This is a genomic window from Streptomyces sp. SID5910, assembly GCF_009862125.1.
GTDB lineage: Bacteria > Actinomycetota > Actinomycetes > Streptomycetales > Streptomycetaceae > Streptomyces.
Map to the genome: position 1 here is coordinate 1 of NZ_WWHX01000955.1, position 23,543 is coordinate 23,543.

At 73.3% G+C, this 23,543-nt stretch carries 24 protein-coding genes; 16 read left to right on the forward strand and 8 right to left on the reverse strand.

The genetic code is table 11. From position 1 onward, the window contains the following. From GTW67_RS33800 to GTW67_RS33820, 5 genes are all read right to left on the reverse strand, one after another. On the reverse strand, positions 1 to 984 hold a 984-nt coding region (locus tag GTW67_RS33800), incomplete at its 3' end, for an ATP-binding cassette domain-containing protein (RefSeq protein WP_161168548.1). Further along, the gene (locus tag GTW67_RS33805) at positions 981 to 1,886 is read right to left on the reverse strand and encodes an ABC transporter permease (RefSeq protein WP_161168549.1); all 906 of its coding nucleotides are present in this window, start codon (positions 1,884 to 1,886) and stop codon (positions 981 to 983) included. The genes GTW67_RS33805 and GTW67_RS33800, both read right to left, overlap by 4 nt. Then, positions 1,883 to 2,839, reverse strand: a complete 957-nt coding sequence (locus tag GTW67_RS33810; protein WP_161168550.1) for an ABC transporter permease subunit — start codon at positions 2,837 to 2,839, stop codon at positions 1,883 to 1,885. The genes GTW67_RS33805 and GTW67_RS33810 overlap by 4 nt, the downstream gene beginning before the upstream one ends. A 31-nt stretch (positions 2,840 to 2,870) precedes the next feature. After that, entirely contained in the window at positions 2,871 to 4,487 is a 1,617-nt protein-coding gene (locus tag GTW67_RS33815) for an ABC transporter substrate-binding protein (RefSeq protein WP_161168551.1), read from the reverse strand. Between the two features lie 90 nt (positions 4,488 to 4,577). Beyond that, positions 4,578 to 5,264, reverse strand: a complete 687-nt coding sequence (locus GTW67_RS33820) for a response regulator transcription factor (protein WP_161168552.1) — start codon at positions 5,262 to 5,264, stop codon at positions 4,578 to 4,580. 464 nt (positions 5,265 to 5,728) lie between these two features. Between GTW67_RS33820 and GTW67_RS33825 the strand changes: the two genes are divergently transcribed. From GTW67_RS33825 to GTW67_RS33885, 14 genes are read left to right on the forward strand one after another with little or no spacing between them, the layout of a single operon-like run. Continuing rightward, positions 5,729 to 7,204, forward strand: a complete 1,476-nt coding sequence (locus GTW67_RS33825) for an FAD-dependent monooxygenase (protein WP_161168553.1) — start codon at positions 5,729 to 5,731, stop codon at positions 7,202 to 7,204. Between the two features lie 2 nt (positions 7,205 to 7,206). Further along, positions 7,207 to 7,533 (forward strand): TcmI family type II polyketide cyclase, encoded by a 327-nt coding sequence (locus GTW67_RS33830; RefSeq protein ID WP_161168554.1) that lies wholly within the window; start codon positions 7,207 to 7,209, stop codon positions 7,531 to 7,533. Further along, on the forward strand, positions 7,530 to 8,810 hold the full coding sequence (locus GTW67_RS33835; RefSeq protein WP_161168555.1) for a beta-ketoacyl-ACP synthase II: 1,281 nt from the start codon (positions 7,530 to 7,532) through the stop codon (positions 8,808 to 8,810). Before GTW67_RS33830 ends, GTW67_RS33835 begins: the two co-directional genes overlap by 4 nt. Then, positions 8,807 to 10,027: a ketosynthase chain-length factor gene (locus tag GTW67_RS33840; RefSeq protein ID WP_161168556.1), complete on the forward strand. Its 1,221-nt coding sequence runs from the start codon at positions 8,807 to 8,809 to the stop codon at positions 10,025 to 10,027. Before GTW67_RS33835 ends, GTW67_RS33840 begins: the two co-directional genes overlap by 4 nt. 41 nt (positions 10,028 to 10,068) lie before the next feature. After that, a complete protein-coding gene (locus GTW67_RS33845; RefSeq protein WP_161168557.1) occupies positions 10,069 to 10,347 on the forward strand; it encodes an acyl carrier protein in 279 nt (92 codons plus the stop codon). Between the two features lie 11 nt (positions 10,348 to 10,358). Further along, entirely contained in the window at positions 10,359 to 11,150 is a 792-nt protein-coding gene (gene fabG, locus GTW67_RS33850; protein WP_161168558.1) for a 3-oxoacyl-ACP reductase FabG, read from the forward strand. 29 nt (positions 11,151 to 11,179) lie between these two features. Next, entirely contained in the window at positions 11,180 to 12,118 is a 939-nt protein-coding gene (locus GTW67_RS33855) for an aromatase/cyclase (RefSeq protein WP_161168559.1), read from the forward strand. A 2-nt stretch (positions 12,119 to 12,120) separates the two neighbouring features. After that, on the forward strand, positions 12,121 to 13,323 hold the full coding sequence (locus tag GTW67_RS38415; RefSeq protein ID WP_202438055.1) for an FAD-dependent monooxygenase: 1,203 nt from the start codon (positions 12,121 to 12,123) through the stop codon (positions 13,321 to 13,323). Next, entirely contained in the window at positions 13,320 to 14,087 is a 768-nt protein-coding gene (locus GTW67_RS38420) for an SDR family oxidoreductase (protein ID WP_202438056.1), read from the forward strand. The genes GTW67_RS38415 and GTW67_RS38420 overlap by 4 nt, the downstream gene beginning before the upstream one ends. Further along, positions 14,084 to 15,103, forward strand: coding sequence for an LLM class flavin-dependent oxidoreductase (locus GTW67_RS33865; protein WP_202438057.1), 1,020 nt, complete (start codon positions 14,084 to 14,086; stop codon positions 15,101 to 15,103). The genes GTW67_RS38420 and GTW67_RS33865 overlap by 4 nt, the downstream gene beginning before the upstream one ends. Then, positions 15,100 to 16,323 (forward strand): MFS transporter, encoded by a 1,224-nt coding sequence (locus tag GTW67_RS33870; RefSeq protein ID WP_161168560.1) that lies wholly within the window; start codon positions 15,100 to 15,102, stop codon positions 16,321 to 16,323. The genes GTW67_RS33865 and GTW67_RS33870 overlap by 4 nt, the downstream gene beginning before the upstream one ends. After that, positions 16,320 to 16,916, forward strand: a complete 597-nt coding sequence (locus GTW67_RS33875; protein ID WP_161168561.1) for an NADPH-dependent FMN reductase — start codon at positions 16,320 to 16,322, stop codon at positions 16,914 to 16,916. Before GTW67_RS33870 ends, GTW67_RS33875 begins: the two co-directional genes overlap by 4 nt. Further along, positions 16,906 to 17,586 (forward strand): antibiotic biosynthesis monooxygenase family protein, encoded by a 681-nt coding sequence (locus GTW67_RS33880; RefSeq protein ID WP_161168562.1) that lies wholly within the window; start codon positions 16,906 to 16,908, stop codon positions 17,584 to 17,586. Before GTW67_RS33875 ends, GTW67_RS33880 begins: the two co-directional genes overlap by 11 nt. Next, a complete protein-coding gene (locus GTW67_RS33885; RefSeq protein WP_161168563.1) occupies positions 17,583 to 18,416 on the forward strand; it encodes an SDR family oxidoreductase in 834 nt (277 codons plus the stop codon). Before GTW67_RS33880 ends, GTW67_RS33885 begins: the two co-directional genes overlap by 4 nt. An 81-nt stretch (positions 18,417 to 18,497) precedes the next feature. Here GTW67_RS33885 and GTW67_RS33890 read toward each other — a convergent pair whose 3' ends face one another. From GTW67_RS33890 to GTW67_RS33900, 3 genes are all read right to left on the reverse strand, one after another. Further along, complete coding sequence (locus tag GTW67_RS33890; RefSeq protein WP_346010808.1) at positions 18,498 to 19,589, reverse strand: cytochrome P450; 1,092 nt, start codon at positions 19,587 to 19,589, stop codon at positions 18,498 to 18,500. A 237-nt stretch (positions 19,590 to 19,826) separates the two neighbouring features. Next, positions 19,827 to 20,516 (reverse strand): response regulator transcription factor, encoded by a 690-nt coding sequence (locus GTW67_RS33895; RefSeq protein WP_161168565.1) that lies wholly within the window; start codon positions 20,514 to 20,516, stop codon positions 19,827 to 19,829. Positions 20,517 to 20,693: 177 nt separating this feature from the next. Beyond that, entirely contained in the window at positions 20,694 to 21,383 is a 690-nt protein-coding gene (locus GTW67_RS33900; RefSeq protein WP_161168566.1) for a TetR/AcrR family transcriptional regulator C-terminal domain-containing protein, read from the reverse strand. Between the two features lie 200 nt (positions 21,384 to 21,583). On the opposite strand from GTW67_RS33900, the gene GTW67_RS33905 reads away from it, so the two are divergent. Both GTW67_RS33905 and GTW67_RS33910 read left to right on the forward strand, forming a co-directional pair. Continuing rightward, on the forward strand, positions 21,584 to 23,107 hold the full coding sequence (locus GTW67_RS33905; RefSeq protein WP_161168567.1) for a DHA2 family efflux MFS transporter permease subunit: 1,524 nt from the start codon (positions 21,584 to 21,586) through the stop codon (positions 23,105 to 23,107). Next, positions 23,104 to 23,543, forward strand: a 440-nt coding sequence (locus GTW67_RS33910; RefSeq protein WP_161168568.1) for an SDR family NAD(P)-dependent oxidoreductase, incomplete at its 3' end; no start/stop codon positions are given. The genes GTW67_RS33905 and GTW67_RS33910, both read left to right, overlap by 4 nt.

Here is a 23,543-nt window from a genome sequence, read left to right on the forward strand (position 1 = left end):
TGTCTGCGCCCGCCCGATGCGCAGACTGACACCGTCCACGGCACGCCGCGGCGGACCGTCGGAGCGTGCCCGGCGCGAGGCGAACACCTTGACCAGGTCCTCGGCGACCACCAGATCGGGCGCGCGCTCGCCCTCCGGCGCGGCGGCGCGCGGCACCACGAGCGTCGCCCGGCGCGCGGCGAAGGCGGGAGCCGACGCCAACAGCTCCTTCGTATAGGGGTGTTGCGGATCACCGAGGACGTCCTGCGTGGCGCCGGTCTCCACGATGCGCCCCCGGGACATGACCGCGATCCGCCGGGCCCGGTCCGCGGCGACTCCGAGATCGTGGGTGATGAGCAGGACGGCCGTCTCCGACTGGCGGGTCAGGGTGTCGAGGCGGTCCAGGACGGTGCGCTGGACGGTGACGTCCAGCGCGCTCGTCGGCTCGTCCGCCACGATCAGGCGGGGGCGCGCGGCCAGCGCGATCGCGATGAGGACCCGCTGGCGCATGCCGCCGGACAGCTCGTGCGGATACTGGCGGGCCCGCTCCGCCGGCCGGTCCAGCCCGACCTCGTCCAGTAGCTCCACCGCCCGCGCGAGGGCCGCGCTCCGCTCCCGCTCCGGGCCGTGCAGGCGCAAAACCTCCGCCACCTGGCGGCCCACCCGCTGCACGGGGTTGAGGGACACCATCGGGTCCTGCGGCACCAGGCCGATCGCGCGGCCCCGCAGAGCACGTAGCACCGGTTCGGACGCACGCACGAGATCGGTCCCGGCGTAGCGGACGGTGCCCCGCTCCACCCGCGCGCCGGGCGGCAGCAGGCCCAGCACCGCCTGCGCCGTGGTGCTCTTGCCGGAGCCCGACTCGCCGACCAGCGCCAGCACGGCGCCCGGCCCGACGCTCAGGTCGATCCCGCGCACCGCCGGTACCGGGCCGTCCCGGGTGGCGTACGTGATGGTCAGGTCCCGGATCTCCAGGAGAGGAACGGAGGCGTCGAGGACGGTCATGGTGTCTCCTTCGCCTCGCCGTCGAGGGCGCGGGCGATGCGGTTGGCGGCCAGGACGGTGGCCGCGATGGTCAGACCGGGCAGGGTGGTCAGCCACCAGGCCGTCGCGAGGTAGTCACGGCCGCCGGCGACCAGCGCCCCCCACTCCGGCTCGGGCGGTCGGGCCCCGTAGCCGAGGAACGACAGCGAGGACACCTGGAGCACCACCGCGCCGAAGTCCACGGCGGCGTACACGAGGACGGGCGCCGCCGCGTTCGGCACGACATGGCGCAGCAGGACCGCGTACCAGCGCACCCCGCCCGCCCGCGCGGCCTCCACGTACGGTGTCCCGGCGACGCGCAGCACCTCGGCGCGCATGACCCGGGCGAACATGGCGACACTGGTGACGCCCACCGCGATCGCCACCTCGACGGTGCCGAAGCCGAGCGCGGTCACCAGCGCCAGCGACAGCAGCAGCCCCGGCACGGCGAGCAGGACGTCGGTCAGCCGCATCAGGGCGTCGTCCACGAGGCCGCCCAGGTATCCGGCGAGCAGCCCGAGCACCGAGCCCGCCACCAGCCCCACGGCCACCGCGAGACCGGTGGCGCGCAGGGTCAGTGAGGAGCCGTGCACCACCCGGGCGAACAGGTCACGGCCCAGTTGGTCGGTGCCGAACGGGTGGGCGCCGCTCGGCGGACGCAGCCGCTCGGCGGGAACGCCGGACAGCGGGTCGGCGGACGTCAGCAGCCCGGGGAACAGCGCGGCCACGAGCACCAGCACGAGCAGCACCGCGGACAGGGCGAGCCCCGGCCGCGCCACCCAGAACCGGGCGGCGCGCCGGACCCGCGTCGCGGGGCGCCCGGGGGAGGGGAGCGCGTCCGTGGCCGGGCCCGAGGTGTCCGGGCCGGTGACGAGGCCGGTCATGAGGCCACCGCCGGCCGGAGCCTGGCCGCGACGCGCGGGTCCAGCAGCGGATGGAGCAGGTCCACGGCGAGGTTCACCACCACGTACACACAGGCACCCAGCACCACGAGACCCTGGACGACCGGGATGTCCTGTGCGGTCACCGAGGTCGCCGTCAGCCGGCCGACGCCCGTCCGGGAGAACACGGTCTCCACCACCACCGAACCCGCCAGCACCCCGCCCACCAGCACACCGGCCACGGTCAGCGGCGGCGCCAGCGAACCGCGTACGGTGTGCCCGAAGTGCACGCGGGCCCGGCTCGCGCCCTTCGCCCGCGCCGTGTCGACGTAGGGCTCGGCCAGCGTGGTCCGCAGGCTGCGCGCGAAGACCTGCGCCATCAGCCCGGCGGCGGGCAGCGCCAGTGTCACGGACGGCAGGATCAGCGAGTCCACGCCCTCGTTGCCGAACGCCGGGAGCAGGCCCCAGCGGAACGACACCCACTGGACCAGCAGCAGCCCCACCCAGAACGTCGGCGCCGACACCCCGGCCGCGGGCAGGGACAGCACGAGCTGGCGCAGCCAGCGGCGCCGGGTGTAGGTGCCGAGGAGCGCGATCGCGGCGCCCAGCGGCAGCGCCAGGACGAGCGCGCCCGCGGTGAGCTGCACCGTCGCCGGGAGGGCGTCGGCGATCAGCCGGGCGACCGGCTGCCCGCCGTGCACGGACGTCCCGAAGTCGCCGCGCACGGCGTGCCACAGGCTCGTGGCGTACTGCTCGGGCAGCGGCCGGTCCAGGCCGTAGCGGCCCCGCAGCTCGGCCACCTGCTCGGGCGTGACGGAACTGGCGTCGCCGCCGCCCGCGGCCATGATGGTCACCGGGTCGCCCGGCAGCAGGTACAGCACCGCGAACGAGACGGTGTAGGCGGCCCACAGGACGAACACGGCCTGCGCCAGCCTGCGCAGCAGGTATCTCTTCACCGTGGCCTCCCGCCGGCTCCCGCGCGCCCCGTCACGACAGCCACGCGTCGTGGAACTGGAGGCCGGAGGCCGAGTCGAACACGACGTCGTGCACCTTCCCGGACAGCCCGAAGACGCTGGTCATCTCGAAGACCGGCACCTGGTAGGCCTGTTCGAGGACGCGGCGCTGCGCGGTCGCCACGTGCGCGGCACGCCGCTCGGGGTCGGCGGCCGACGCCTGGGCGTCGAGTTCCCTCTCCAGCGTCGTGTCGTGGATGCGGGAGAGGTTCAGCAGCTTCGAGGAGAAGGCCGTCCGCAGGATGTCCGGGTCGCTGCGGGTGCCGTTGCCCCAGGCGAGGTCGTAGTCGCCGGCCGCCCGGGCCTTCTGGTAGTCGGCGATCGACAGCACCTTGAGGGTGAGGCCGATGCCCGCCTTCTTCACCTGCTGCTGGATCAGTTCCAGCGCGGACTGGTTGGGGCCGAAGTTGGTGCCGAGGATGACGTCCAGGTTCAGCTTCCGGCCGTCCTTGACGCGGATGCCGTCCGCGCCGGTACGCCACCCCGCGGCCTCCAGGAGGGACGCGGCGCGGCCGGTGTCGTGGCGCAGCAGGGCCGCGTTGTCCCGGTAGTCGTCGGTCGTGCTGGACAGCGAGCTCGTCGCCGCCCGGTAGCTGGGGCTGAGGACCGTGGCGACGACCTCCTCGCGGTCCACGGCCGCCTGGAGCGCGCGCCGCACGGCCACGTCCGAGGCGACCGGGCTCGCCGTGTTGGCGCTCAGCGCCACCGGCACCCCCGGATTGGCGCGGCTGACGACCGACACCCGCTGCGCCTTCAGTCCCGCCTCGTCCTGCGGTGCCACCCCGGCGATCGCGTCGACCTGCCCGGACGTCAGGCTGCCGGAGCGCACCCCGGACTCGGGCACGACCTGGAAGGTGAGCCCGTCGAGGCGGGCCGCGCCGCGGCTGCCCCACAGCGACGAACCCCACCGGTAGTCGTCGCGCCGGTCCAGCTCGACGGACTTGTCCGGCGTGTAGCTCTTCAGCGTGAACGGGCCCGAGCCGATCACCGGCCCCGCGCACCGCTGCTCCGCGCCGCGCTTCAGCGTGGCCGGGCTCAGCAGGCCCAGGGTCGGCGTCGAAGTGGCCTGGAGGAACTGGGCGTTGGGCCCGCCGAAGACGACGCGGACGGTGTGCGCGTCGACGACCTCGGTCTTCCGGTAGCCCTGGAGGTAGCCGGAGCCGAGCATCGAGCGGGCCCCGAGCGCGACGACGGCGTCCAGGTTCTGCTTGACCGCCTGCGCGTCCACCGGCGTCCCGTCGCTGAAGGTGGCGTCCGAGCGCAGATGGAACGTGAACCGCGACGCGTCCTCGGCGACGTCCCAGGAGGTGGCGAGCCAGGGCGCGATCTTCCCGGTCTTCGGGTCCTGGTCGGTGAGCGAGTCGACGACGCCGCGGATCGCGTACATCGCGTCGTTCGTGGCCGCCTGGTGCGGATCGACGCAGGTCGGGTCGGAGGACAGCGCGAAGGTCAGCCGCCCGCCGGAGCGCGCCTTCGCCGGGTCGCCGGCGGACCCGTCGGCCGAGCAGGCCGTGAGCGGCAGGGCGAGGGACAGAACGGCGGCTGTCGCGGCGGCGCGGGTGCGGCCCGGGGATCTGGGCTGGCGGGACATGGGACGTCAACTCCAGTCGTGACGAGGGAAGGACGGACGAGGCGGTGAGGTGGGAGGGATCAGCGGCCGGCGGCCGGGACGCGGCGGGGATCAGGCCCGGCCGAACCGGAATCCGACGCCGCGCACGGTCAGGACCCAGTCCGGGGCGCCCAACTTGGCGCGCAGGGCGCTGACATGGGTGTCGATGGTGCGGCTCGCCCGCGCGTCCGGCACGTAACCGGCGGGGTAGCCCCACAGGTCCGTCATCAGACGCGCCCGTGAGTGCACGGTGTGCGGATCGGCGGCCAGGCGGTGCAGCAGGTCGAACTCCTTGCGGGTGAGATGGACGAGCCGGCCGTTGAGCCGGACCTCCCGGGTCAGCGGGTCGATGCACAGCGAACCGCGCGCCAGAGGATCCGTCGCCGGCCGGGGCGCGGTCCGGGCGGGCCCCGAACGGCGCAGCACCGCCTCGATGCGGGCGATGAGTTCCCGCAGCCCGTACGGCTTCGCGAGGCAGTCGTCGGCCCCGGCCTGGAGGCACAGGACACGGTCGAGTCCGTGGTCGCCGGCGGCGAACGCGATCAGCGGGATGTCGCTCGTGGCGCGAACGGCGCGGCACACCTCCAGCCCGTCGATGTCCGGTAACCGAAGATCGAGCAGAAGCAGATCGAACTTGTCGTGGATTTCCAGGGCCTCGGCTCCCGTCACGCATTCCTGAGCGTCAAAGCCATGACGTTGCAGTTCGGCGCTGAGAAAAGAGCTTTCGGCCGCATCGGAATCGACCACCAATGCATGCATCAGATCCCCCGGTTCTGTGCCGCAGCCGTGCGACCGATGCAGCCTGACCGAATCTGCCGAGTCGCTACAACCCCGGACCTGGATAATTCACAAGCCTGTAAAAGGAGTTGGCGAGCGGCATCGGCGGCGCTCCGTCACCCGTTCGGGCAAGTACGGCGAGGCTAGGTACGTGGAGCGTGATCCGGCAGTGACCTGAGCCACACGGGGCGGCGCGATCGCCCGTCGGTGGCGGCCGGCTCCGCAGATTTGTACTTCCTCTGACATTCGCTTGTCGATTCCCTTGCGGAATGCGTCTCGTTGACGATCGCCTGACAGGTCCTTTTGCGGGACCTGCACCTTGCCGGGTTGAAATCGAACAGCGCCGCCGCCGACGATATTTGCGGTTGCTCGACGGCCGCCCCGGCAAAAACGCGGCGAAGGCATGTCGGACCGGCAATCACCTCCACCTCACCCGGGAGAGCTGAATGGACGCTTCGGTCGTCATTGTGGGAGCGGGCCCGGCCGGCCTGATGCTCGCCGGAGAGCTGCGCCTGGCCGGAACGCGTGTGGTCGTCCTCGAACAGCTGACGCGGCGCACCGGCGAATCCCGCGGACTCGGCCTCACGATCCGCACGATGGAGACCTTCGACCAGCGCGGGCTGCTGCCCCGGTTCGGCCACCCCGTGACGAGCACCCAGGGGCACTTCGGCGGCATCCCGCTCGACTTCACGGTCCTCGACGGCGCGCACAAGGCCGCCAGGACGGTCCCGCAGTCCCGCACCGAGACCGTGCTGGAGGCCTGGGCGCGCGAACTGGGCGCCGACATTCGGCGAGGACACACCTTCCGCGGCGTCGAGGAGGACGCGGACGGGGTGACGGTGCGCGTCGAAGGACCGGCCGGCCGGCACACCCTGCGGGCCCGCTACCTCGTCGGCGCCGACGGCGGCCGCAGCGGCGTACGCAAGGCGGCCGGCTTCGACTTCCCGGGGACGGCGGCGACCACCGAGCTGCTCCTCGCCGACATCCGCGGCGCCGACGTGGCACCCCGGGCCACCGGAGAACTCCTCGCCGGCGGCATGATCATGTCCGCGCCGCTCGGCGACGGGGTCCACCGGGTCATCGTCGGGGAGCGCGGCACCCCGCCGCGCCGCCGCGACGGACCACCCCGCTTCGAAGAGGTCGCCGACACCTACAAACGCCTCACCGGCGACGACATCTCCCACGCACAGCCCGTCTGGGTCAGCGCCTTCACCGACGCCGCCCGCCAGGTGACCGAGTACCGGCGCGGCCGGGTCCTGCTCACCGGCGACGCCGCCCACATCCACCTGCCGGCCGGCGGCCAGGGCATGAACACCGGCATCCAGGACTCCGTGAACCTCGGCTGGAAGCTGGCCGCCGTCCTGCGCGGCCACGCCCCGGCGGAACTCCTCGACACCTACCACGGCGAACGGCACGGAGTGGGAAGGCAGTTGCTCGCCAACACCCAGGCGCAGAGCCTGCTGATCCTCGGCGGCACCGAGGTGCAGCCCCTGCGCGACGTCCTCACCGAACTCGTCTCCTACGAACAGGTCGCCCGCCATCTCGCCGCCAAGGTGAGCGGCGTCGAGATCCGCTACGACGTCGGCACCGGAGAGCACCCGCTGCTCGGCGCCCGGCTGCCCGCCCTGCCGGTGACCGTCCACGGGCGCCCCACCACCAGCGCCGCGCTGCTGCGCCACGGCCGCGGCGTGCTGCTCGACCTCGACGACAACCCGTGGCTCAGGCGCCGCGCCGCCCCCTGGCGCGACCGCGTCGACATCGTCACCGCCGCCCCCACCGAGACCGTCCCGCACGACAGCTCCGCGGTGCTGCTGCGCCCCGACGGCTACGTGGCGTGGGCGGCGCCCGGCAGCCACGACGACCTGCCCACCGCCCTGGCCCGCTGGTTCGGGCCGCACCGCACCGGTTCCCAAGAGAGGTAACGATGCACAGCACCCTGATCGTCGCCCGGCTCCAGCCCGGCTCCGACGACGAAGTCGCCCGCCTCTTCGGCGCGTTCGACGCCACGGAGATGCCGCACCTGATGGGCACCCGCCGTCGGCAGCTCTTCGCCTACCGCGGCCTCTACTTCCACCTCCAGGACTTCGACGACGCCGACGGCGGCGAGCGCATCGAGGACGCGAAGACCGACCCGCGCTTCGTCGCCATCAGCGACGACCTCAAACCGCACATCGAGGCCTACGACCCCGCCACCTGGCGCTCGCCCGCCGACGCCATGGCCCACCGCTTCTACCACTGGAGCGCCCGGTGACCCGCTCCGCCGACCGCAGGGTCGTGATCACCGGCATCGGTGTCACCGCCCCCGGCTCGCTCGGCACCAAGAACTTCTGGCAGCTCCTCACCGACGGACGCACCGCGACCCGCCGCATCACCTTCTTCGACCCCTCCCCGTTCCGCTCCCAGATCGCCGCCGAGGTCGACTTCGACGCCGAACTCGCCGGGCTGACCCCGCACGAGATCCGGCGCACCGACCGCGCCGCCCAGTTCGCGATCGTCACCGCCCGCGAGGCCGTCGAGGACAGCGGACTCGACCTCGACACCCTCGACCCGGCCAGGACCGGCGTCGCCATCGGCAGCGCCGTCGGCGCCACCACCGGCCTCGACCAGGAGTACCGCACGGTCAGCGACGGCGGACGCCTGGACGTGGTGGACGACGCGTACGCGGTACCGCACCTGTACAACTTCCTCGTCCCCAGCTCCTTCGCCACCGAGGTCGCCTGGGCGGTGGGCGCCGAAGGACCCAGCACCGTCGTCTCCACCGGCTGCACCTCCGGCCTCGACGCCGTCGGCTACGCCACCGAGGTCATCCGCGACGGGCTCGCCGACGTCATGGTGGCCGGCGCCACCGACGCCCCCGTCTCCCCGATCACCGTGGCCTGCTTCGACGCCATCAAGGCCACCACCGCCCGCAACGACGACCCCGCACACGCCTCACGCCCCTTCGACGCCAGCCGCAACGGCTTCGTGCTCGGCGAGGGCTGCGCCGTCTTCGTCCTCGAACGACTCGACCGCGCCCGCGCCCGGGGCGCCCACATCTACGCGGAGATCGCCGGGTACGCGACCCGCTCCAACGCCTTCCACATGACCGGACTGCGGCCCGACGGCCGGGAGATGGCCGAGGCCATCCGCGTCGCCCTCGACGAGGCCCGTCTGAACCCCGACGACATCGACTACGTCAACGCCCACGGCTCGGGCACCAAGCAGAACGACCGGCACGAGACCGCCGCCTTCAAGGCGAGCCTCGGCGAGCACGCCTACCGCACCCCCGTCAGCTCCATCAAGTCGATGGTCGGGCACTCGCTCGGCGCCATCGGCTCCATCGAGATCGCCGCGTCCGCGCTCGCCATGGAGCACGACGTCGTGCCCCCGACCGCCAACCTGCACACCCCCGACCCGGAGTGTGACCTCGACTACGTGCCCCTGACCGCCCGCGACCAGCTGACCGACGCGGTCCTGTCCGTGGGCAGCGGCTTCGGCGGCTTCCAGAGCGCCGTCGTCCTCGCCCGGCCCGACCGGAGCGTGCGATGAGCGTACGCACCGTGGTGACCGGCCTCGGCGTCGCCGCGCCCAACGGCCTCGGCACCGAGGAGTACTGGCGCAACACCCTGGCCGGACGCAGCGCCATCGCGGAGGTCACCCGCTTCGACGCCTCGTCCTACCCCTCCCGGCTCGCCGGCGAGATCAGCGGCTTCGAGGCGGCCGAGCACCTGCCGAGCCGGCTGCTGCCTCAGACCGACCGCATGACCCGCCTCGCCCTGGCCGGCGCCGACTGGGCCCTCGCCGACGCCGAGGTGAACCCCGCCGAACTCCCCGACTACGCCGCCGGAGTCATCACGGCCAGCCACTCGGGCGGCTTCGAGTTCGGCCAGCACGAGCTCCAGGCGCTCTGGAGCAAGGGCGGCCAGTACGTCTCCGCCTACCAGTCCTTCGCCTGGTTCTACGCCGTCAACAGCGGCCAGATCTCCATCCGCAACGGCCTGCGCGGCCCCAGCAGCGTCGTCGTCAGCGACCAGGCGGGCGGCCTCGACGCCGTCGCCCAGGCCCGCCGGCAGATCCGCAAGGGCACCTCGCTGGTGGTCTCCGGCGCCGTCGACGCGTCCATCTGCTCCTGGGGCTGGGTCGCCCAGCAGGCCGGCGGACGCCTCACCACCAGCGACGACACCGGGCGCGCCTACGTCCCCTTCGACGCGGACGCCTCCGGCCACGTACCCGGCGAGGGCGGGGCCCTGCTCGTCGTGGAGGACGCCGAGCACGCACACCGCCGCGGCGCCCCGCGGATCTACGGCGAGATCGCCGGACACGCGTCCACGATGGACCCCCGGCCCGGCAGCGACCGCCCCTCGGGGCTGCGCCGCGCCGTCGAACTCGCCCTCGCGGACGCGGAGGCGGAACCGGGCGACATCGACGTCGTCTTCGCCGACGCGGCCGCCGTACCCGAACTGGACCGGATCGAGGCCCAGGCCCTGGCCGACGTGTTCGGCCCGCGCGGCGTCCCCGTCACCGCACCCAAGACGATGACCGGCCGCCTGTACTCGGGCGCCGCGCCGCTCGACCTGGCCGCCGCGCTGCTCGCCCTGCGCGACGGCGTCATCCCGCCCACCGTCGCCACCCGCCCCGCCGACGACTACGCCCTCGACCTCGTGACCGGCGCCCCGCGCCCCGCACCCCTGCGCACCGCCCTCGTCCTGGCCCGCGGCCAGGGCGGCTTCAACTCCGCGCTGATCGTCCGAGCCGTCACCCGCTGACGACCACCGGCCACCCCCACCCCACCCGGAAAGGCACAGCCATGACCTCCTCCCCGTCCGCCCCCTTCACCCTCGACGACCTGCGCCGCATCCTGCGCGAGGCAGCCGGCGCCGACGAGGGCGTCGACCTCGACGGCGACATCCTCACCACCGACTTCGAGGCACTCGGCTACGAGTCGCTGGCCCTCCTGGAGACCGGCGGGCGCATCGAGCGCGAGTACGGCATCACCCTCGACGACGACACCCTCGCCGAGGCCCGCACCCCCGGCGAACTGGTCGACGCGGTCAACGCCCGACTGGCCGCCGCCCAGGCCGCCTGAGGGAGACCGACATGACCGACACGACGACCACCCCGCGCGTCGCGCTCGTCACCGGGGCGACCAGCGGCATCGGACTCGCCGTGGCCCGGCTGCTCGCCGGCCAGGGCCACCGGGTGTTCCTCGGCGCACGCAACGCCGACAACGTGCACGCCACCGTCAAGGAGCTGCGCGAGGAGGGACTCGACGTCGACGGCGCCGTCCTCGACGTGCGCTCACCCGACGACGTACGGGAGTTCGTGCGCGCCGCCGTCGACCGCTACGGGCCCGTCGACGTCCTCGTCAACAACGCGGGCCGCAGCGGGGGAGGCGTCACCGCCGACCTCGCCGACGAACTGTGGGACGACGTCATCGACACCAACCTCACCAGCGTCTTCCGCGTCACCCGCGAGGTCCTCAACGCCGGCGGCCTGCGCACCAGGGACCGCGGCCGCATCATCAACATCGCCTCCACCGCGGGGAAGCAGGGCGTCGTCCTCGGCGCCCCCTACTCGGCCTCCAAGCACGGCGTCGTCGGCTTCACCAAGGCCCTCGGCAACGAACTCGCCCCCACCGGCATCACCGTCAACGCGGTCTGCCCCGGCTACGTCGAGACGCCGATGGCCCAGCGCGTGCGCCAGGGCTACGCCGCCGCCTACGAGACGACCGAGGACGCCATCCTCACCAAGTTCCAATCCAAGATCCCCCTCGGCCGCTACTCGACCCCCGAGGAGGTGGCCGGCCTCGTCGGCTACCTCGCCTCGGACACCGCGGCCTCCATCACCGCGCAGGCCCTCAACGTCTGCGGCGGCCTCGGCAACTTCTGAGTCCGTTTCGCCCGAAAGGAAGCTCAGCCATGACCGTACGAGAGGTCGAGCACGACATCACGGTGCGGGCGGCCGCGGCCGACGTCTACCGCCTGCTGGCCGAGGTGGAGAACTGGCCCCGCCTGTTCCCGCCGTCCGTCCACGTCGACTACCTGGAACGCGACGGCGACGAGGAACGCATCCGCATCTGGGCCACCGCCAACGGCGAGGCCAAGAACTGGACCTCCCGCCGCGTCCTCGACCGCGAGGCCCTGCGCATCCGCTTCTGGCAGGAGGTTTCCGCGCCCCCGGTCGCCGAGATGACCGGCACCTGGATCATCGAACCCCTCGCCGACGGCGAGACCCGCGTACGCCTGCTGCACACCTACCGCGCCATCGACGACGACCCCGACTCCCTCGCCTGGATCGACGAGGCCGTCGACCGCAACAGCAGGGCCGAACTGCCCGCGCTGAAGAACAACCTGGAGCTCACCGCGGGGGCCGGCGACCTCACCCTCTCCTTCGAGGACCGCGTCCGCGTCGAGGGCTCGGCCAAGGACGTGTTCGACTTCCTCAACGAGGCCGACCGGTGGACCGAGCGACTGCCCCACGTCGCGTCCGTCGAGTTCACCGAGGACACCCCCGGGCTCCAGACCCTGCGCATGGACACCCGCACCAAGGACGGCTCGACCCACACCACCGAATCGGTCCGGGTCGCCTTCCCCCATCACAAGATCGCCTACAAGCAGACCACGCTGCCCGCCCTGCTCACCCTCCACACCGGCTACTGGCAGCTCGACGAGGGCCCCGACGGCGTCACCACCGCCACCTCCCAGCACACCGTCGTCCTCGACCCCGACGCCATCACCCAGGTCCTCGGCGCCGACGCCGGCGTCCCCGAGGCCCGCGCCTTCATCCGCGACGCCCTCGGCGGCAACAGCCGCGCGACCCTCGGCCACGCCAAGCGGTACGCGGAAGCGCGGCGCTGACCATGACCGCCACCGCACGGACGGCCACGCCCGACCGCACCGACGTGATCGTGGTCGGCGCCGGCCCCGTGGGCCTGCTGCTCGCCGGCGACCTGCGCCGGGCCGGCGCCCGCGTCACCGTCCTCGAACAGCTCACCGCGCCGACCACCGAGTCACGCGCGTCCACCCTCCACACGCGCACCATGGAGATCCTCGCCGAGCGGGGCGTCCTCGACCGGCTGGGTCCGCTCCCCGACGGCGGCCCCGGCCACTTCGGCGGACTCCCGCTCGACCTGCGCACCGCCGTCCCCGGGCACCCCTACGCCGGGCAGTGGAAGTGCCCGCAGACCCGCCTCGAAGCCGCCCTGCACACCTGGGCCACCGGCCTCGGCGCCTGGGTGCGGCGCGGCCACGCCGTCACCGGACTGCACCAGTACCCGGACCGCGTCGTCGTCTCCGGCATCGAACTCGGCGCCGGACCGCGCCGGTTCGCGGCCTCGTACGTCGTCGGCTGCGACGGCGAGCGCAGCACGGTGCGGCAGCTCGCCGGGTTCGACTTCCCCGGCGACGACGCCACCCTGGAGATGCTGCGCGCCGACGTCGCCGGCATCGGCATACCCGACCGGCGCTTCGAACGCCACCCCCACGGCCTCGCCACCGCCCACCGCTGGCCCGACGGCACCACCCGCGTCATGGTGCACCTGCACGGCACCCCGCCCGGGCCGCGCACCGGGCCCCCGTCCTTCGACGAGGTCGTGGCGGCCTGGGCGAAGGTCACCGGCGAGGACATCGGACACGGCACGCCCGTGTGGCTGAACGCCTTCGACGACACCACCCGCCAGGCCGACCGGTACGTCAAGGGCCGCGTCGTCCTCGCCGGGGACGCCGCCCATGTGCAGATGCCGGTCGGCGGACAGGCCCTCAACCTCGGCCTCCAGGACGCCGCCGCCCTCGGACACCGGCTCGCCGCCCTCGCCACCGGCCGGCCCGCCGAAGCCGGCGCCGGCCTCGACGACTACGACCGGCTGCGCCACCGCGTCGGCGCCCGCACCCTCACCGGCATCCGGGCCCAGTCCCGGCTGCTGCTCGGCGGCCCCGAGGTCGAGGGACTGCGCGCGGTCCTCGCCGAACTCCTCGGCCTGGACCAGGCACAGGGCCACCTCGCCCGCGCCATCAGCGGCGTCGACCTCCTCCCGCCCCACGACACCCAAGGAGCTGCCGCATGACCCGCCTCACCGGAAAGACCGCCCTCGTCACCGGCTCCAGTCGCGGCATCGGCCGGGCCATCGCCGTCCGCCTCGCCCGTGAGGGCGCCCTCGTCGCCGTGCACTACGCCGGCAACGAACCGGCCGCCAAGGAGACCCTGGACCTCATCGAGAAGGACGGCGGTCGCGGCTTCACCGTCCGCGCCGAACTCGGCGTCCCCGGCGACGTCCACGAACTCTTCCTCGGTCTGGAAGCGGGCCTGAAGGAACGCACCGGCACCACCACCCTCGACATCGTCGTCAACAACGCCGGCGAGACCACCCAGACCGGCATCGCCCCCGAGGACCTCACCCCGGAGCAGTTCGACCGGTTCTTCGCCGTCAACGCCAAGGCCCCCTACTTCCTGGTGCAGCGCGCCCTGCCGCAGATACCCGAGGGCGGCCGCGTCATCAACATCTCCTCCGGCCTGACCCGCGTCGGCAACCCCGACCAGACGGCCTACGCGATGACGAAGGGCGCCATCGAGCAGCTGACCCTGCACCTGGCCCGGCAGCTCGCCCCGCGCGGCATCACCATCAACAGCGTGGCGCCCGGCATCACGAACAACGGCAGCGAGGTCTTCGGCATCCCGGAGGCCGTCGAGCAGATGGCGGCGCTCTCCGCCTTCCACCGCGTCGGCGAGGCCGGCGACGTGGCGGACGTCGTGACGTTCCTCGCCACCGACGAGGCCCGCTGGATCACCGGCGCCTTCGTCGACGCCACCGGCGGGACCCTCCTCGGATGAGCCGGCCGCCCGCACCCGTACCGGAGGACCAGCACACCGTGGACGTCGGACTCCTCTTCGACCTGCGCAACCCCGAACAGTGGCACCGCCCCAGGGCCGCCCACTACGCACAGACCCTGGAGCTGTGCGAGGAGGCCGACCGGCGCGGCGCCGGCGGCCTCTGGTTCACCGAGCACCACCTCTTCGAGGACGGCTATCTGCCGCAGCCCCTCACCTTCGCCGCCGCCGTCGCGGCCCGCACCCGCACCGCCCGCATCGGCACCTCCGTGGTCCTGCCCGCGCTGCACCACCCCGTCGACCTCGCCGAACAGGCCGCCCTCGTCGACCTGATCAGCGGCGGCCGCCTCGAACTCGGCCTCGGCGCCGGCTACCGGCGGCCCGAGTACGACCTGTTCGGCGCCGAGTTCGGGCGCCGCTTCCAGCACACCCAACGCAACATCGCCGAGATCCTCCGGCTGTGGCGCGAGAAGGAGATCACCCCCGCGCCCCTCCAGGACCCGCCGCCGGTGTGGGGCGGCTTCTACGGGCCGCGCGGCGCACGCATCGCCGGCCGCCTCGGCCTCGGCCTGCTGCACATCTCCCGGCCGAACCACGAGCACTACCTCAAGGGCCTCGCCGAGGGCGGCCACCCGCCCGAGACCGCTCGGGTCGGCGACCTGCTGCCGATCATCCTCTCCCGCGACCCCGAGGCCGCCTGGCAGCGGATCGGCCCCCACCTGCTGCACCAGGTCAACTCCTACCGGCAGGGCGCCCTCCAGGGCACCGGCCAGGAAGGACCGCCGCCGCTGACCCTGGAGGACCTGCGGGACCCGGACGCCGAGGACACCCGCGGACTGCTCGACATCCTCACCCCGGAGGACGCGGCCGCCCGCATCAAGGACCTCACCGCCGGACTGCCCGTACGCCACCTCATCTTCTGGGCCAGCATCGCCGGGATGCCGGACGACCTGGTGACGGAGAACGTGGAGCTGATCACCGGGCAGCTCCCGCCGCTCCTCGCCCGCGCCGCCCCATGACCGGCGCCACGACCGGTCCGGCCGCACCCGCCGGCGAGGTCCGGGATCTCAGGAACCGGGCCGTCCTGCTGATCCTGTCCGGCAACATGATCCTCGACGCGATCGAGGTGTCCGTGGTCCTGGTGGCCCTGCCCACCGTCCGCGGACACCTCGGTGTGTCGGCCCAGACCGTGCAGTGGCTGATGAGCGGGTTCGCCCTCGGCTTCGCCCTGCTGCTGATCCTCGGGGCGCGGCTCGTCGCCCGGCTCGGCACCCGCCGCCTCTACCTGGCGGCGATGCTGGGCTTCGCCGCCGCCTCCCTCGCCGGCGGCTTCGCCGACGACCCCGCCCTCCTCGTCGCCACCCGCGTCGTCAAGGGCGCCTGCGCGGCCCTGACCGCCCCGGCCGGCCTGGCCCTCATCGCCGGCGCCTTCCCGGACGGACCGCGCCGGCGCCGCGCCGTCTCCGTCTACTCCCTGTGCGGCGCCGCCGGCTTCACGGCGGGCCTCCTGCTGTCCGGAGCGCTGCTCCAGGCGAGCTGGCGCTGGACCCTGTGGTTCCCCGCGCCCCTCGCCCTGCTCCTGCTCGTCCTCGCCCTGCGCCTGCTGCCCGACGTCCCCCGGACCCCCGGGACCGGCCGCCCCGTGCTGCGCCTGCTGCGCGAGGGCACCCTGCTGCGCACGGCGGTCGCCGCCGCCACACTCAACGGCACGTACCACAGCCTGCTGTTCCTCCTCACCTTCCACCTCCAGGAAGGGCTCGGCTGGTCGCCCTGGCAGAACGCGCTCGCCCTGCTGCCCGCCTGCGTCCCGCTCGCCGTGACCGTGCCCTTCGCCGGGCGCCTGACGGCCCGCTACGGCACGGCCCGGCTGATCACCCTCGGCGCCGCGGCACCGCTCGCCGGCTACGCCCTGCTGCTCGCCCGGCCCGCCCCCACCTCGTACGTCACCGGGATCCTGCCCACGCTCCTGCTCGTCGGCGCCGGGTTCGTGCTGTCCTTCGCCGCCCTCAACCTGCGCGCCGCATCGTCGGTCGGCGACGAGGACCGGCCCGCCGCCGTCCGCGCCTACCAGGCGGCCGTGCAGCTCGGCGCCGTGCCGATGCTGCCGCTCACCGCCTGGCTGCTCGGCACGGGACACGGGCAGCGGCCCGCCCTCCTTCTCATCACCGCCGTCGCCGCCGTGGGCCTCACGGCGGCGCTGCCCACCGCGTCCGCCTCCGACCCGAAGGCCCTGACATGACCGCACCGCACGACCCGCTCACCCTCGTCGTCCTCACGGCCAGCGTCCGTGACGGACGGCTCGGCCCCACCGTCACCGACTGGTTCGCCGAACGCGCCCGCGCCCGCCCCGAACTCGTCGTCCGCACCGTCGACCTGCGCGACTTCCCGCTGCCCGTCACCCTGCCCGCACCGGGCCACGAGCCGCCGCCCGAGACCGCCGCCGTCCGCGACGAACTGCACAGCATCCTCGCCGCGGCCGACGCGTACGCCGTCGTCACCCCCGAGTACAACCACAGCTTCCCGGCCTCGCTGAAGAACGTCCTCGACTGGTTCCTCACCGAATGGGCCGGCAAGCCCGTCGGCCTCGTCTCGTACGGCGGACTCGCCGGAGGCCTGCGTGCCGTCGAGCACCTGCGCCAGGTCTTCGCCGAACTGCACGCGGTGACGGTGCGCGAGACCGTCAGCTTCCACACGGCCTGGGAGCGCTTCGACGCACAGGGGGCGGCCCTGGACCCCGGCGCGGACGCGGCGGCCAAGACGCTGCTCGACCAACTGCACTGGTGGGCGCGGGCCCTGCGCACCGCACGGCGGGAGCACCCCTATGGCTCGTGACACCCTGCCCGCACCCGCGTACCCGGACATCCGGCGCCCCGACGCGCAGGTCGTCTTCGTCACCCAGTGGTACGTGCCCGGCCGGGCGGCCGGCATCGCCCTGCTGGACGAACTGTCGGACCAGTGGCGCGGCCCCGGCCCCGACGGCGTCCTCGCCTTCCACGCCTACCTCGGCACCGACGAGGAGACCGTCCTCACCTACGTCCAGGCCCAACGGCCGGACACGTACCGGCCGTTCGTCCGTAGCCTGCCCGGCGCCGCCCGCGCCGAACCCGTCGAGTACCGGCTGCGCCGCAGCGTCGTCCTCGGCACCGCCTCCCCGCCCGGATGCGCGGTCGTGGCCACCTTCGACGTGGACGGCGCCGAACGGCAGGAGCGCATCATCGAGTCCGTCGTCGGCGCCCTCGACCACGCACCCGAGGAGCAGCACCGCGGCATGCTGACGGCCCACTTCCACGCCAGCACCGACGGCAGTCGCGTCCTCAACTACGCGGAGTGGACGAGCGACGAGGCCCACGAGGCCTTCCTGCGCGGCGCCACCCGCAAGGCCACCCTGCGCGCCACCGGCGCCACCCCGGGCGTCCGCCCCATCGGCTTCAAGCGGTACCACCTGCACCACAGCATCGACCTCCGACAGCACACCACCCCGAGCGGCAGGAGCACGCCATGACCGTCCTCGTCACCGGAGCCCGCGGCCGCGTCGGCCGCGCGGTCCTCCACCGCCTCGGCGACGCCGGCGTCCCGGTACGGGCCGCCAGCGCAACGGCGGAGGCGGATCCGGCCGGCGGGGAGCCGCCCGTCCACCTCGACCTGGACGACCCGGACACGTTCCCCGCGGCGCTCAAGGGCATCCGCCGGGTCTTCCTGTACGCCCGTCCCGGCACCGCCGAGCGGTTCGTGCGGGAGGCCGCGGACGCCGGGGTGGAGCACGTCGCCCTCCTGTCGTCCCTCGCGATCGACGCGGACGACGCGCAGGACAGCCCCATCGCCCGCCTGCACCTGGAGGTGGAGGAGGCCCTGCGCGCCTCGGCTCTGAGCTGGACCTTCGTGCGCCCCGGGGCATTCGCCACCAACGCCCTCCAGTGGGCGGCGCCGATCCGCGCGGGCCGGAGCGTGCGCCTGGCCTACCCCGACACGTACAGCGAACCCGTGCACGAGGGGGACCTCGCGGACGTGGCGGTGCGTGCCCTGCTCGACGACGCGCACCGGGGCGCCGTGCTGCGGATCACGGGCCCGGAGTCGCTGTCCGCGCGCCGGCAGGCGGAGCTGATCGGGCAGGCCGCCGGCGTCCGGGTCGCCGTGGAACGGATCGGCCGCGAGGAGCAGCGCGCGCAGTTGGCCGCCGTGCTGCCCGAGGCGTTCGCGGACACCATGCTCACCTACCAGGAGCAGCGCGACGGCCGCCCCGGGACGCCGCTGCCCGACGCGGAGCGGGTACTGGGGCGCAGCACGGTGTCCTTCGCCGCGTGGGCGAGGGAGCACGCGGCGGCGTTCCGCTGATCGGGCAGCGGCCGCACACACCGACGGCGCGGCGCCACCCTCTGGAGGGGAGGCGCCGCGCCGTCGGCATCCGCACGGGCGTCACCACTTCACGGGGAGCTCCCTGACGCCGCGCATCACCCGGTTGCTCTGCCACACGACCTCGTCCACCGGCACCGCCAGGCGCAGCCCGGGCAGCCGGCGGACCAGTGTGCCGATGGCGATGTTCAGCTCCAGCCGCGCCAGCGGGGCGGCCGGGCAGTGATGGGCGCCGTGCCCGAAGGCGAGGTGCGGGTTGGGGTCCCGGGTGAAGTCGATCTCCTCCGGGCGTGCGAAGACGGTCTCGTCCCGGTTGGCCGAGTCGTTCTGCGCGACGACGGCGTCACCGGCCCGGATCAGCTCGCCGCCGAACTCGAAGTCCTCGACGGCGATCCGTGAGAACGGCGCGACGCTGGTGGCGAGTGGCGTGTACCGCAGCAGCTCCTCCACGGCCGACGGCACGAGCCCGTGATCCTCGACCAGCGCGTCCCACAGGCCCGGCCGGGACAGCAGCGTGAACAGGAAGTTGCCCGTCTGGTTCGCGGTGGTCTCGTGGCCGGCGGTCAGCAGGTCCACGGCGAAGATGCCCAGTTCGGCCTCGGTGAGCTGGTCGGCGCCCTCGCGGGCCGTGACGAGACGGCTGAGCAGATCGTCGCCCGGTTCGGCGATCCGGCGCGCGATGAGGCCGCGCAGATAGGTGTCGAGGCCGTCCCGGGCCGCCTGGATCGCCGCCGGATCGGTGACGGTGAGCGCCATCATCTCGTCGGTCCAGGCACGGAACCGGGCCCGGTCCTCCTCCGGGATCCCGAACGTCTCGCAGATCACCGTGATCCCCATCGGCCAGGCCAGCCCGCCCGCCAGGTCGGCGGGGGAGCCGGTCTCCTCCAGCCGGTCGACGAGTCCGTCGACGATCGCCTGCACCCGCGGCCGTACGGCCTCCACCTGGCGCACGGTGAACGCCTTGGCGGCCAGCCGGCGCAACCGGGTGTGCTCCGGCGGATCCATGCTGAGCAGCGACTCGGCCTGCTGGATGAGCGGGCTGGAGCGGGGCACGTCCTTGCCGATGCCCGCGGCCCGGCTGAGCCGGGGGTCGGCGAGCGCCGCGCGGACGTCGTCGTAGCGGGTCACCAGCCAGGCGTCGCCGCCGTGGGGCATGGTCACGCGACTCACCGGCCGCGTGCGGCGCAACTGCGCGTACCTCGCATCGACTTCGAGGCGTTCCGAGGTGAAGTCCGAGGCGAGAAAGGGGCAGGATTTCCCTGCTGAACGGGAATCGGTGGATGTCATACGGGAATCTCCGTCACTGAATCGGCCGGACGCCGTCCGTTCGACTCTAGGCCGGAATGCGTGACGCGATCGTCAGAGGAACAACCACTTATTCACAATTCGCCGTCAAGAGCAGCCGGGCCCCACCCGGAAGCCGACCCCGCGCACCGTGCGGATCCAGTTGCTGTCGCCCAACTTGCTGCGCAGCGAGCTGACATGGGTGTCCACGGTGCGGCTGGCGCGTGGCCCGAACTCCTGCGGCCTCGGGTCCTCCCATATCTCCGTCATCAGCCGCTGCCGGCTGACGACCTTTTCGGAGTGCCGGGCGAGATAGTAGAGCAGGTCGAATTCCTTGCGCGTCAGGTCGACATGGCGTCCCCGCACCCTCACCTCGCGGGAGGCCGCGTCGATGTGCAGAGCGCCGATGGACAGCACCGTCAGGGATTCCCGCGCCGGCTCCCGCGGCCGTGTGCGGCGGGTCACCGCGTCGATCCGGGCGGCCAGTTCGCGGAATTCGTAGGGCTTGTCGAGGCAGTCGTCGGCACCGGCCCGCAGCCCGAGGACACGGTCGAGTTCGGTGCCGCTGTCGGTGAACGCGATGACCGGTGTCCGCGCGAGCGCCCGGATGCGGCGGCACACCTCCAGGCCGTCGATGTCCGGCAGATCCAGGTCGAGCAGGATCAGTTCCGCGTGCTGGTGCGCCTCCATCGCCGCGGCGCCGGTGGAGACACAGGTGACCTCGTGGCCGAGCCGTTCGAGTCGGACCACGGGTGAACCGGAGCCGTCCGCCGTGGATCCCACCATGAGAATGTCCATGTTGCCTCCCTCGTTGCCGGAGCCGTTCGACAAGCCGCGTCTGCTTGATGGTTCACCCGGTCCGACGGCGCGGGCACGGGGTGACGGCGGCTTTAAAGGGGCGTTCACAGGCGTTCACCGTCGTTCACGAGAACGCCGTCGAGCGGAAGGACGGAGCGCGAGCGGAGGGCGCGGGGATCAGGCCGACGGCCGGTAGGCCAGCATGAACGTGCGCACGGCCGAGCCCGCGACGGCGCGCAGCTCCTCCTCGTCCACTGTGTGGGTGCCGAGGCGGGAGCGTCGCTCCATGGGCCCGGTGAGCAGCGCGAGGAACTGCTCGGCGGCCTCCGCGGGATCGCACGCGCGCAGCCGCCCGGACAGCGACAGGCGGGCCAGGCGGTCGCCCAGGGACTGCTGGAGGCGGCTCGCGCCCCGGCCCCAGACGATCTCCAACAGCTCGGGGAACCGGGCCACTTCCGCGTACAGCAGCCGGCGCAGCGCCCACGACCGGTCGTCGCAACATCGGAGCAGCAGGCGGTGCGCCACGTCTTCGAACGTCGCCCGCAGCTCCTCCTCGCCGGCGCCGGATCCCCGTCCGTCGAGGGTCAGCAGCTCGACCACGGCCAGGTTCTCGGCCATCACGGTGTCGGCGGCCGCTTCGAGCGCGCTGCGGAACACGTTCTCCTTGTCGCCGAGGTGGTTGTACACGGTGTGCTTCGCCACCCCCGCCACCTCCGCGATCTCCTCCATGCACGCGCGGGCGTAGCCGCGGTGGGAGAACACCGTGAACGCGGCACTCAGGATCGCCTCCCGCTTGTCGATCCGTCCGCGGGACGCCGCCCGCGGCGCCGCCCTGCCCGTCTTCCTCGCTGCGCTCGCTCCGGTCACCGGACCATCGTACCCATCCGTGCCAGAAACTGCACTAGTGAGTGCAGTCAGCTAGGACACGCATTGCAATCAGACTGTGACGACCCATAAAGTGCACTGGCCGGTGCAGTCGGTGGAGGGGTGGCGGCGTGACCGTTCGCCCCGGCCCCGCTTCCCGGCTGTTCCGCACGCCCTGTTCCGCTCGAATCTCGGAGACAGTCATGGCGCAACCACCGGACGACCGCCTCGATCCCGCCCTGCGGCGCCTGATCGGGGTCGTACTGCTGGGCGGGATCATGGGGATCCTCGACGGCTCGATGATCGCCGTCGCGGCCGACACCCTGGCCCACGACCTGGACACCTCACTGGCCACCATCAGCTGGGTCTCCACCAGCTACCTGCTGGCCGTCACGCTCTCCATCCCCGTCACCACCTGGGCCGTCGACCGGTTCGGCGGCAGGCGCCTGTGGCTGCTCGGCCTCGTCGTCTTCCTCGCCGGCTCCATCGGCTCCGGGCTCGCCTGGGACGCCGCGAGCCTCATCGTCTTCCGCGTGGTCCAGGGCCTGGGAGCGGGCCTGATCGACCCGCTGATGCTCACCCTGCTCGCCCGCGCCGCGGGCCCCGGACGCGCCGGACGCGTCATGGGGCTCATGGGCGTGGTCGGGTCCAGCGGCCCGGTCCTCGGACCGGTGATCGGCGGCATCATCCTGCAAGGACTGCCCTGGCGCTGGATGTTCCTGGTCAACATCCCGATCGGGATCGCCGCCCTGCTGCTCGCCCGCGTCGTCGTCCCGAAGGACGCGCCCGACGCCACGCAGGAGGTCTCCCGCCTCGACATCGTCGGCCTCGCCCTGATCGGACCGGGCGTCGCCGCCGGAGTGCTCGCCCTGTCGCAGGCCGCCGAACGCGCCGCCTTCGCCACCTGGCAGGTGCTCGCCCCGCTCGCCGCCGCGGTCGTGCTGCTCGCCGGGTACGCGGTCCACGCGCTCGGCTCCCGGCGCACACCGCCCCTCATCGACCTGCGGCTGTTCACCCGGCGCAGCTTCTCCGCCAGTGTGACGGTCGGCGCGCTGGTCGGGCTCGCCACCTTCGCGAGCCTCTTCGCGCTGCCGCTCTACTACCAACAGGCGCGCGGACACGGCACGTTCGCCGCGGCCCTGCTCCTCGCCCCGCTGGGCGTCGGATCCGCCCTGTCGATGCCCCTCACCGGACGGCTGTCCGACCGGCTGGGCTCCCGTCGTCCCGTCCTCGCGGGCGGTGTCGTCGCCGGGCTCAGCGCGCTCGCCTTCACCCAGGTCGGCGCCCACACCTCCGAGGTGCTCACCGCGGTGATCGCGTTCACGCTCGGGCTCGGACTCGGCTCGGTGGGCGCCCCGACCATCGCCTCCCTGTACCGGACGCTGCCGCCGGCCCTGGTGCCGCAGGGCAGTTCGGTCCTCTACATGCTCAACCAGCTCGGCGCCTCGATCGGCATCGCGACCGTCGCGCTCGTGGTGCAGACCGTGGGCGACGGCGACGCCGTCCGCGGATTCCACGCCGCCGCCTGGACGGTGACGATCGCGCTCCTGGTGACCCTGGCCGCCTCCACCCAACTGCCGGGCCGCCCCGCCCAGAAGGACCCGGAACAGGCCCCGGACACGCCCGACGCGTCGGACGTGGCGGCCTCCGAACAGCCCGGCCACGCCGGCGGCGAGGCCGAGGCCGGTGCCCGCCCCGTCGCGACGACGCGAGGAGAGACGCAGTGAAGACCCTGGTCATCGCGGGAGGCACGGACGGCATCGGCAAGGCCCTGGCCGAACGGCAGCTGGCCCGGGGCGACACGGTCTTCGTCATCGGCCGGAACCCGGCCAAGGGCCGCGCCTTCCTGGCGGAGGCCGCGCGGCACGGCGCGGCGGACCGGGCCCGGTTCCTGACCGCCGACCTCAGCCTGCTGGCCCGGACCTCCGCGGTCGTCGACGAGATCACCCGCGAGACACCGTCCGTGGACGCGCTGGTCCTCTGCGCCCGGCACTACCAGTACCGCCGCACCGTCACCACGGAGGGCTACGAGGAGAACTTCGCCCTCTTCTACCTGAGCCGCTACCTCCTCGGCCACGGGCTGGTGGAGTCGCTGCGCAAGGCGGAACAGCCCGTCGTCGTGAACGTCGCGGGCCCCGGCGCCGGCCTCGGCGTGGTGCGCTA

What these genes read in the sequence shown, in the direction of transcription:
- GTW67_RS33855 (WP_161168559.1), top strand. Translation starts at nt 11,180, where the DNA reads ATGACCGTACGAGAGGTCGAGCACGACATCACGGTGCGGGCGGCCGCG.
- GTW67_RS33840 (WP_161168556.1), top strand. Translation starts at nt 8,807, where the DNA reads ATGAGCGTACGCACCGTGGTGACCGGCCTCGGCGTCGCCGCGCCCAAC.
- GTW67_RS33895 (WP_161168565.1), bottom strand. Translation starts at nt 20,516, where the DNA reads ATGGACATTCTCATGGTGGGATCCACGGCGGACGGCTCCGGTTCACCC.
- GTW67_RS33865 (WP_202438057.1), top strand. Translation starts at nt 14,084, where the DNA reads ATGAGCCGGCCGCCCGCACCCGTACCGGAGGACCAGCACACCGTGGAC.
- GTW67_RS33875 (WP_161168561.1), top strand. Translation starts at nt 16,320, where the DNA reads ATGACCGCACCGCACGACCCGCTCACCCTCGTCGTCCTCACGGCCAGC.
- GTW67_RS33890 (WP_346010808.1), bottom strand. Translation starts at nt 19,589, where the DNA reads ATGCCCCACGGCGGCGACGCCTGGCTGGTGACCCGCTACGACGACGTC.
- GTW67_RS33820 (WP_161168552.1), bottom strand. Translation starts at nt 5,264, where the DNA reads ATGCATGCATTGGTGGTCGATTCCGATGCGGCCGAAAGCTCTTTTCTC.
- GTW67_RS33905 (WP_161168567.1), top strand. Translation starts at nt 21,584, where the DNA reads ATGGCGCAACCACCGGACGACCGCCTCGATCCCGCCCTGCGGCGCCTG.
- GTW67_RS33845 (WP_161168557.1), top strand. Translation starts at nt 10,069, where the DNA reads ATGACCTCCTCCCCGTCCGCCCCCTTCACCCTCGACGACCTGCGCCGC.
- GTW67_RS33825 (WP_161168553.1), top strand. Translation starts at nt 5,729, where the DNA reads ATGGACGCTTCGGTCGTCATTGTGGGAGCGGGCCCGGCCGGCCTGATG.
- GTW67_RS33805 (WP_161168549.1), bottom strand. Translation starts at nt 1,886, where the DNA reads ATGACCGGCCTCGTCACCGGCCCGGACACCTCGGGCCCGGCCACGGAC.
- GTW67_RS33815 (WP_161168551.1), bottom strand. Translation starts at nt 4,487, where the DNA reads ATGTCCCGCCAGCCCAGATCCCCGGGCCGCACCCGCGCCGCCGCGACA.
- GTW67_RS33870 (WP_161168560.1), top strand. Translation starts at nt 15,100, where the DNA reads ATGACCGGCGCCACGACCGGTCCGGCCGCACCCGCCGGCGAGGTCCGG.
- GTW67_RS33880 (WP_161168562.1), top strand. Translation starts at nt 16,906, where the DNA reads ATGGCTCGTGACACCCTGCCCGCACCCGCGTACCCGGACATCCGGCGC.
- GTW67_RS38415 (WP_202438055.1), top strand. Translation starts at nt 12,121, where the DNA reads ATGACCGCCACCGCACGGACGGCCACGCCCGACCGCACCGACGTGATC.
- GTW67_RS33830 (WP_161168554.1), top strand. Translation starts at nt 7,207, where the DNA reads ATGCACAGCACCCTGATCGTCGCCCGGCTCCAGCCCGGCTCCGACGAC.
- fabG (WP_161168558.1), top strand. Translation starts at nt 10,359, where the DNA reads ATGACCGACACGACGACCACCCCGCGCGTCGCGCTCGTCACCGGGGCG.
- GTW67_RS38420 (WP_202438056.1), top strand. Translation starts at nt 13,320, where the DNA reads ATGACCCGCCTCACCGGAAAGACCGCCCTCGTCACCGGCTCCAGTCGC.
- GTW67_RS33885 (WP_161168563.1), top strand. Translation starts at nt 17,583, where the DNA reads ATGACCGTCCTCGTCACCGGAGCCCGCGGCCGCGTCGGCCGCGCGGTC.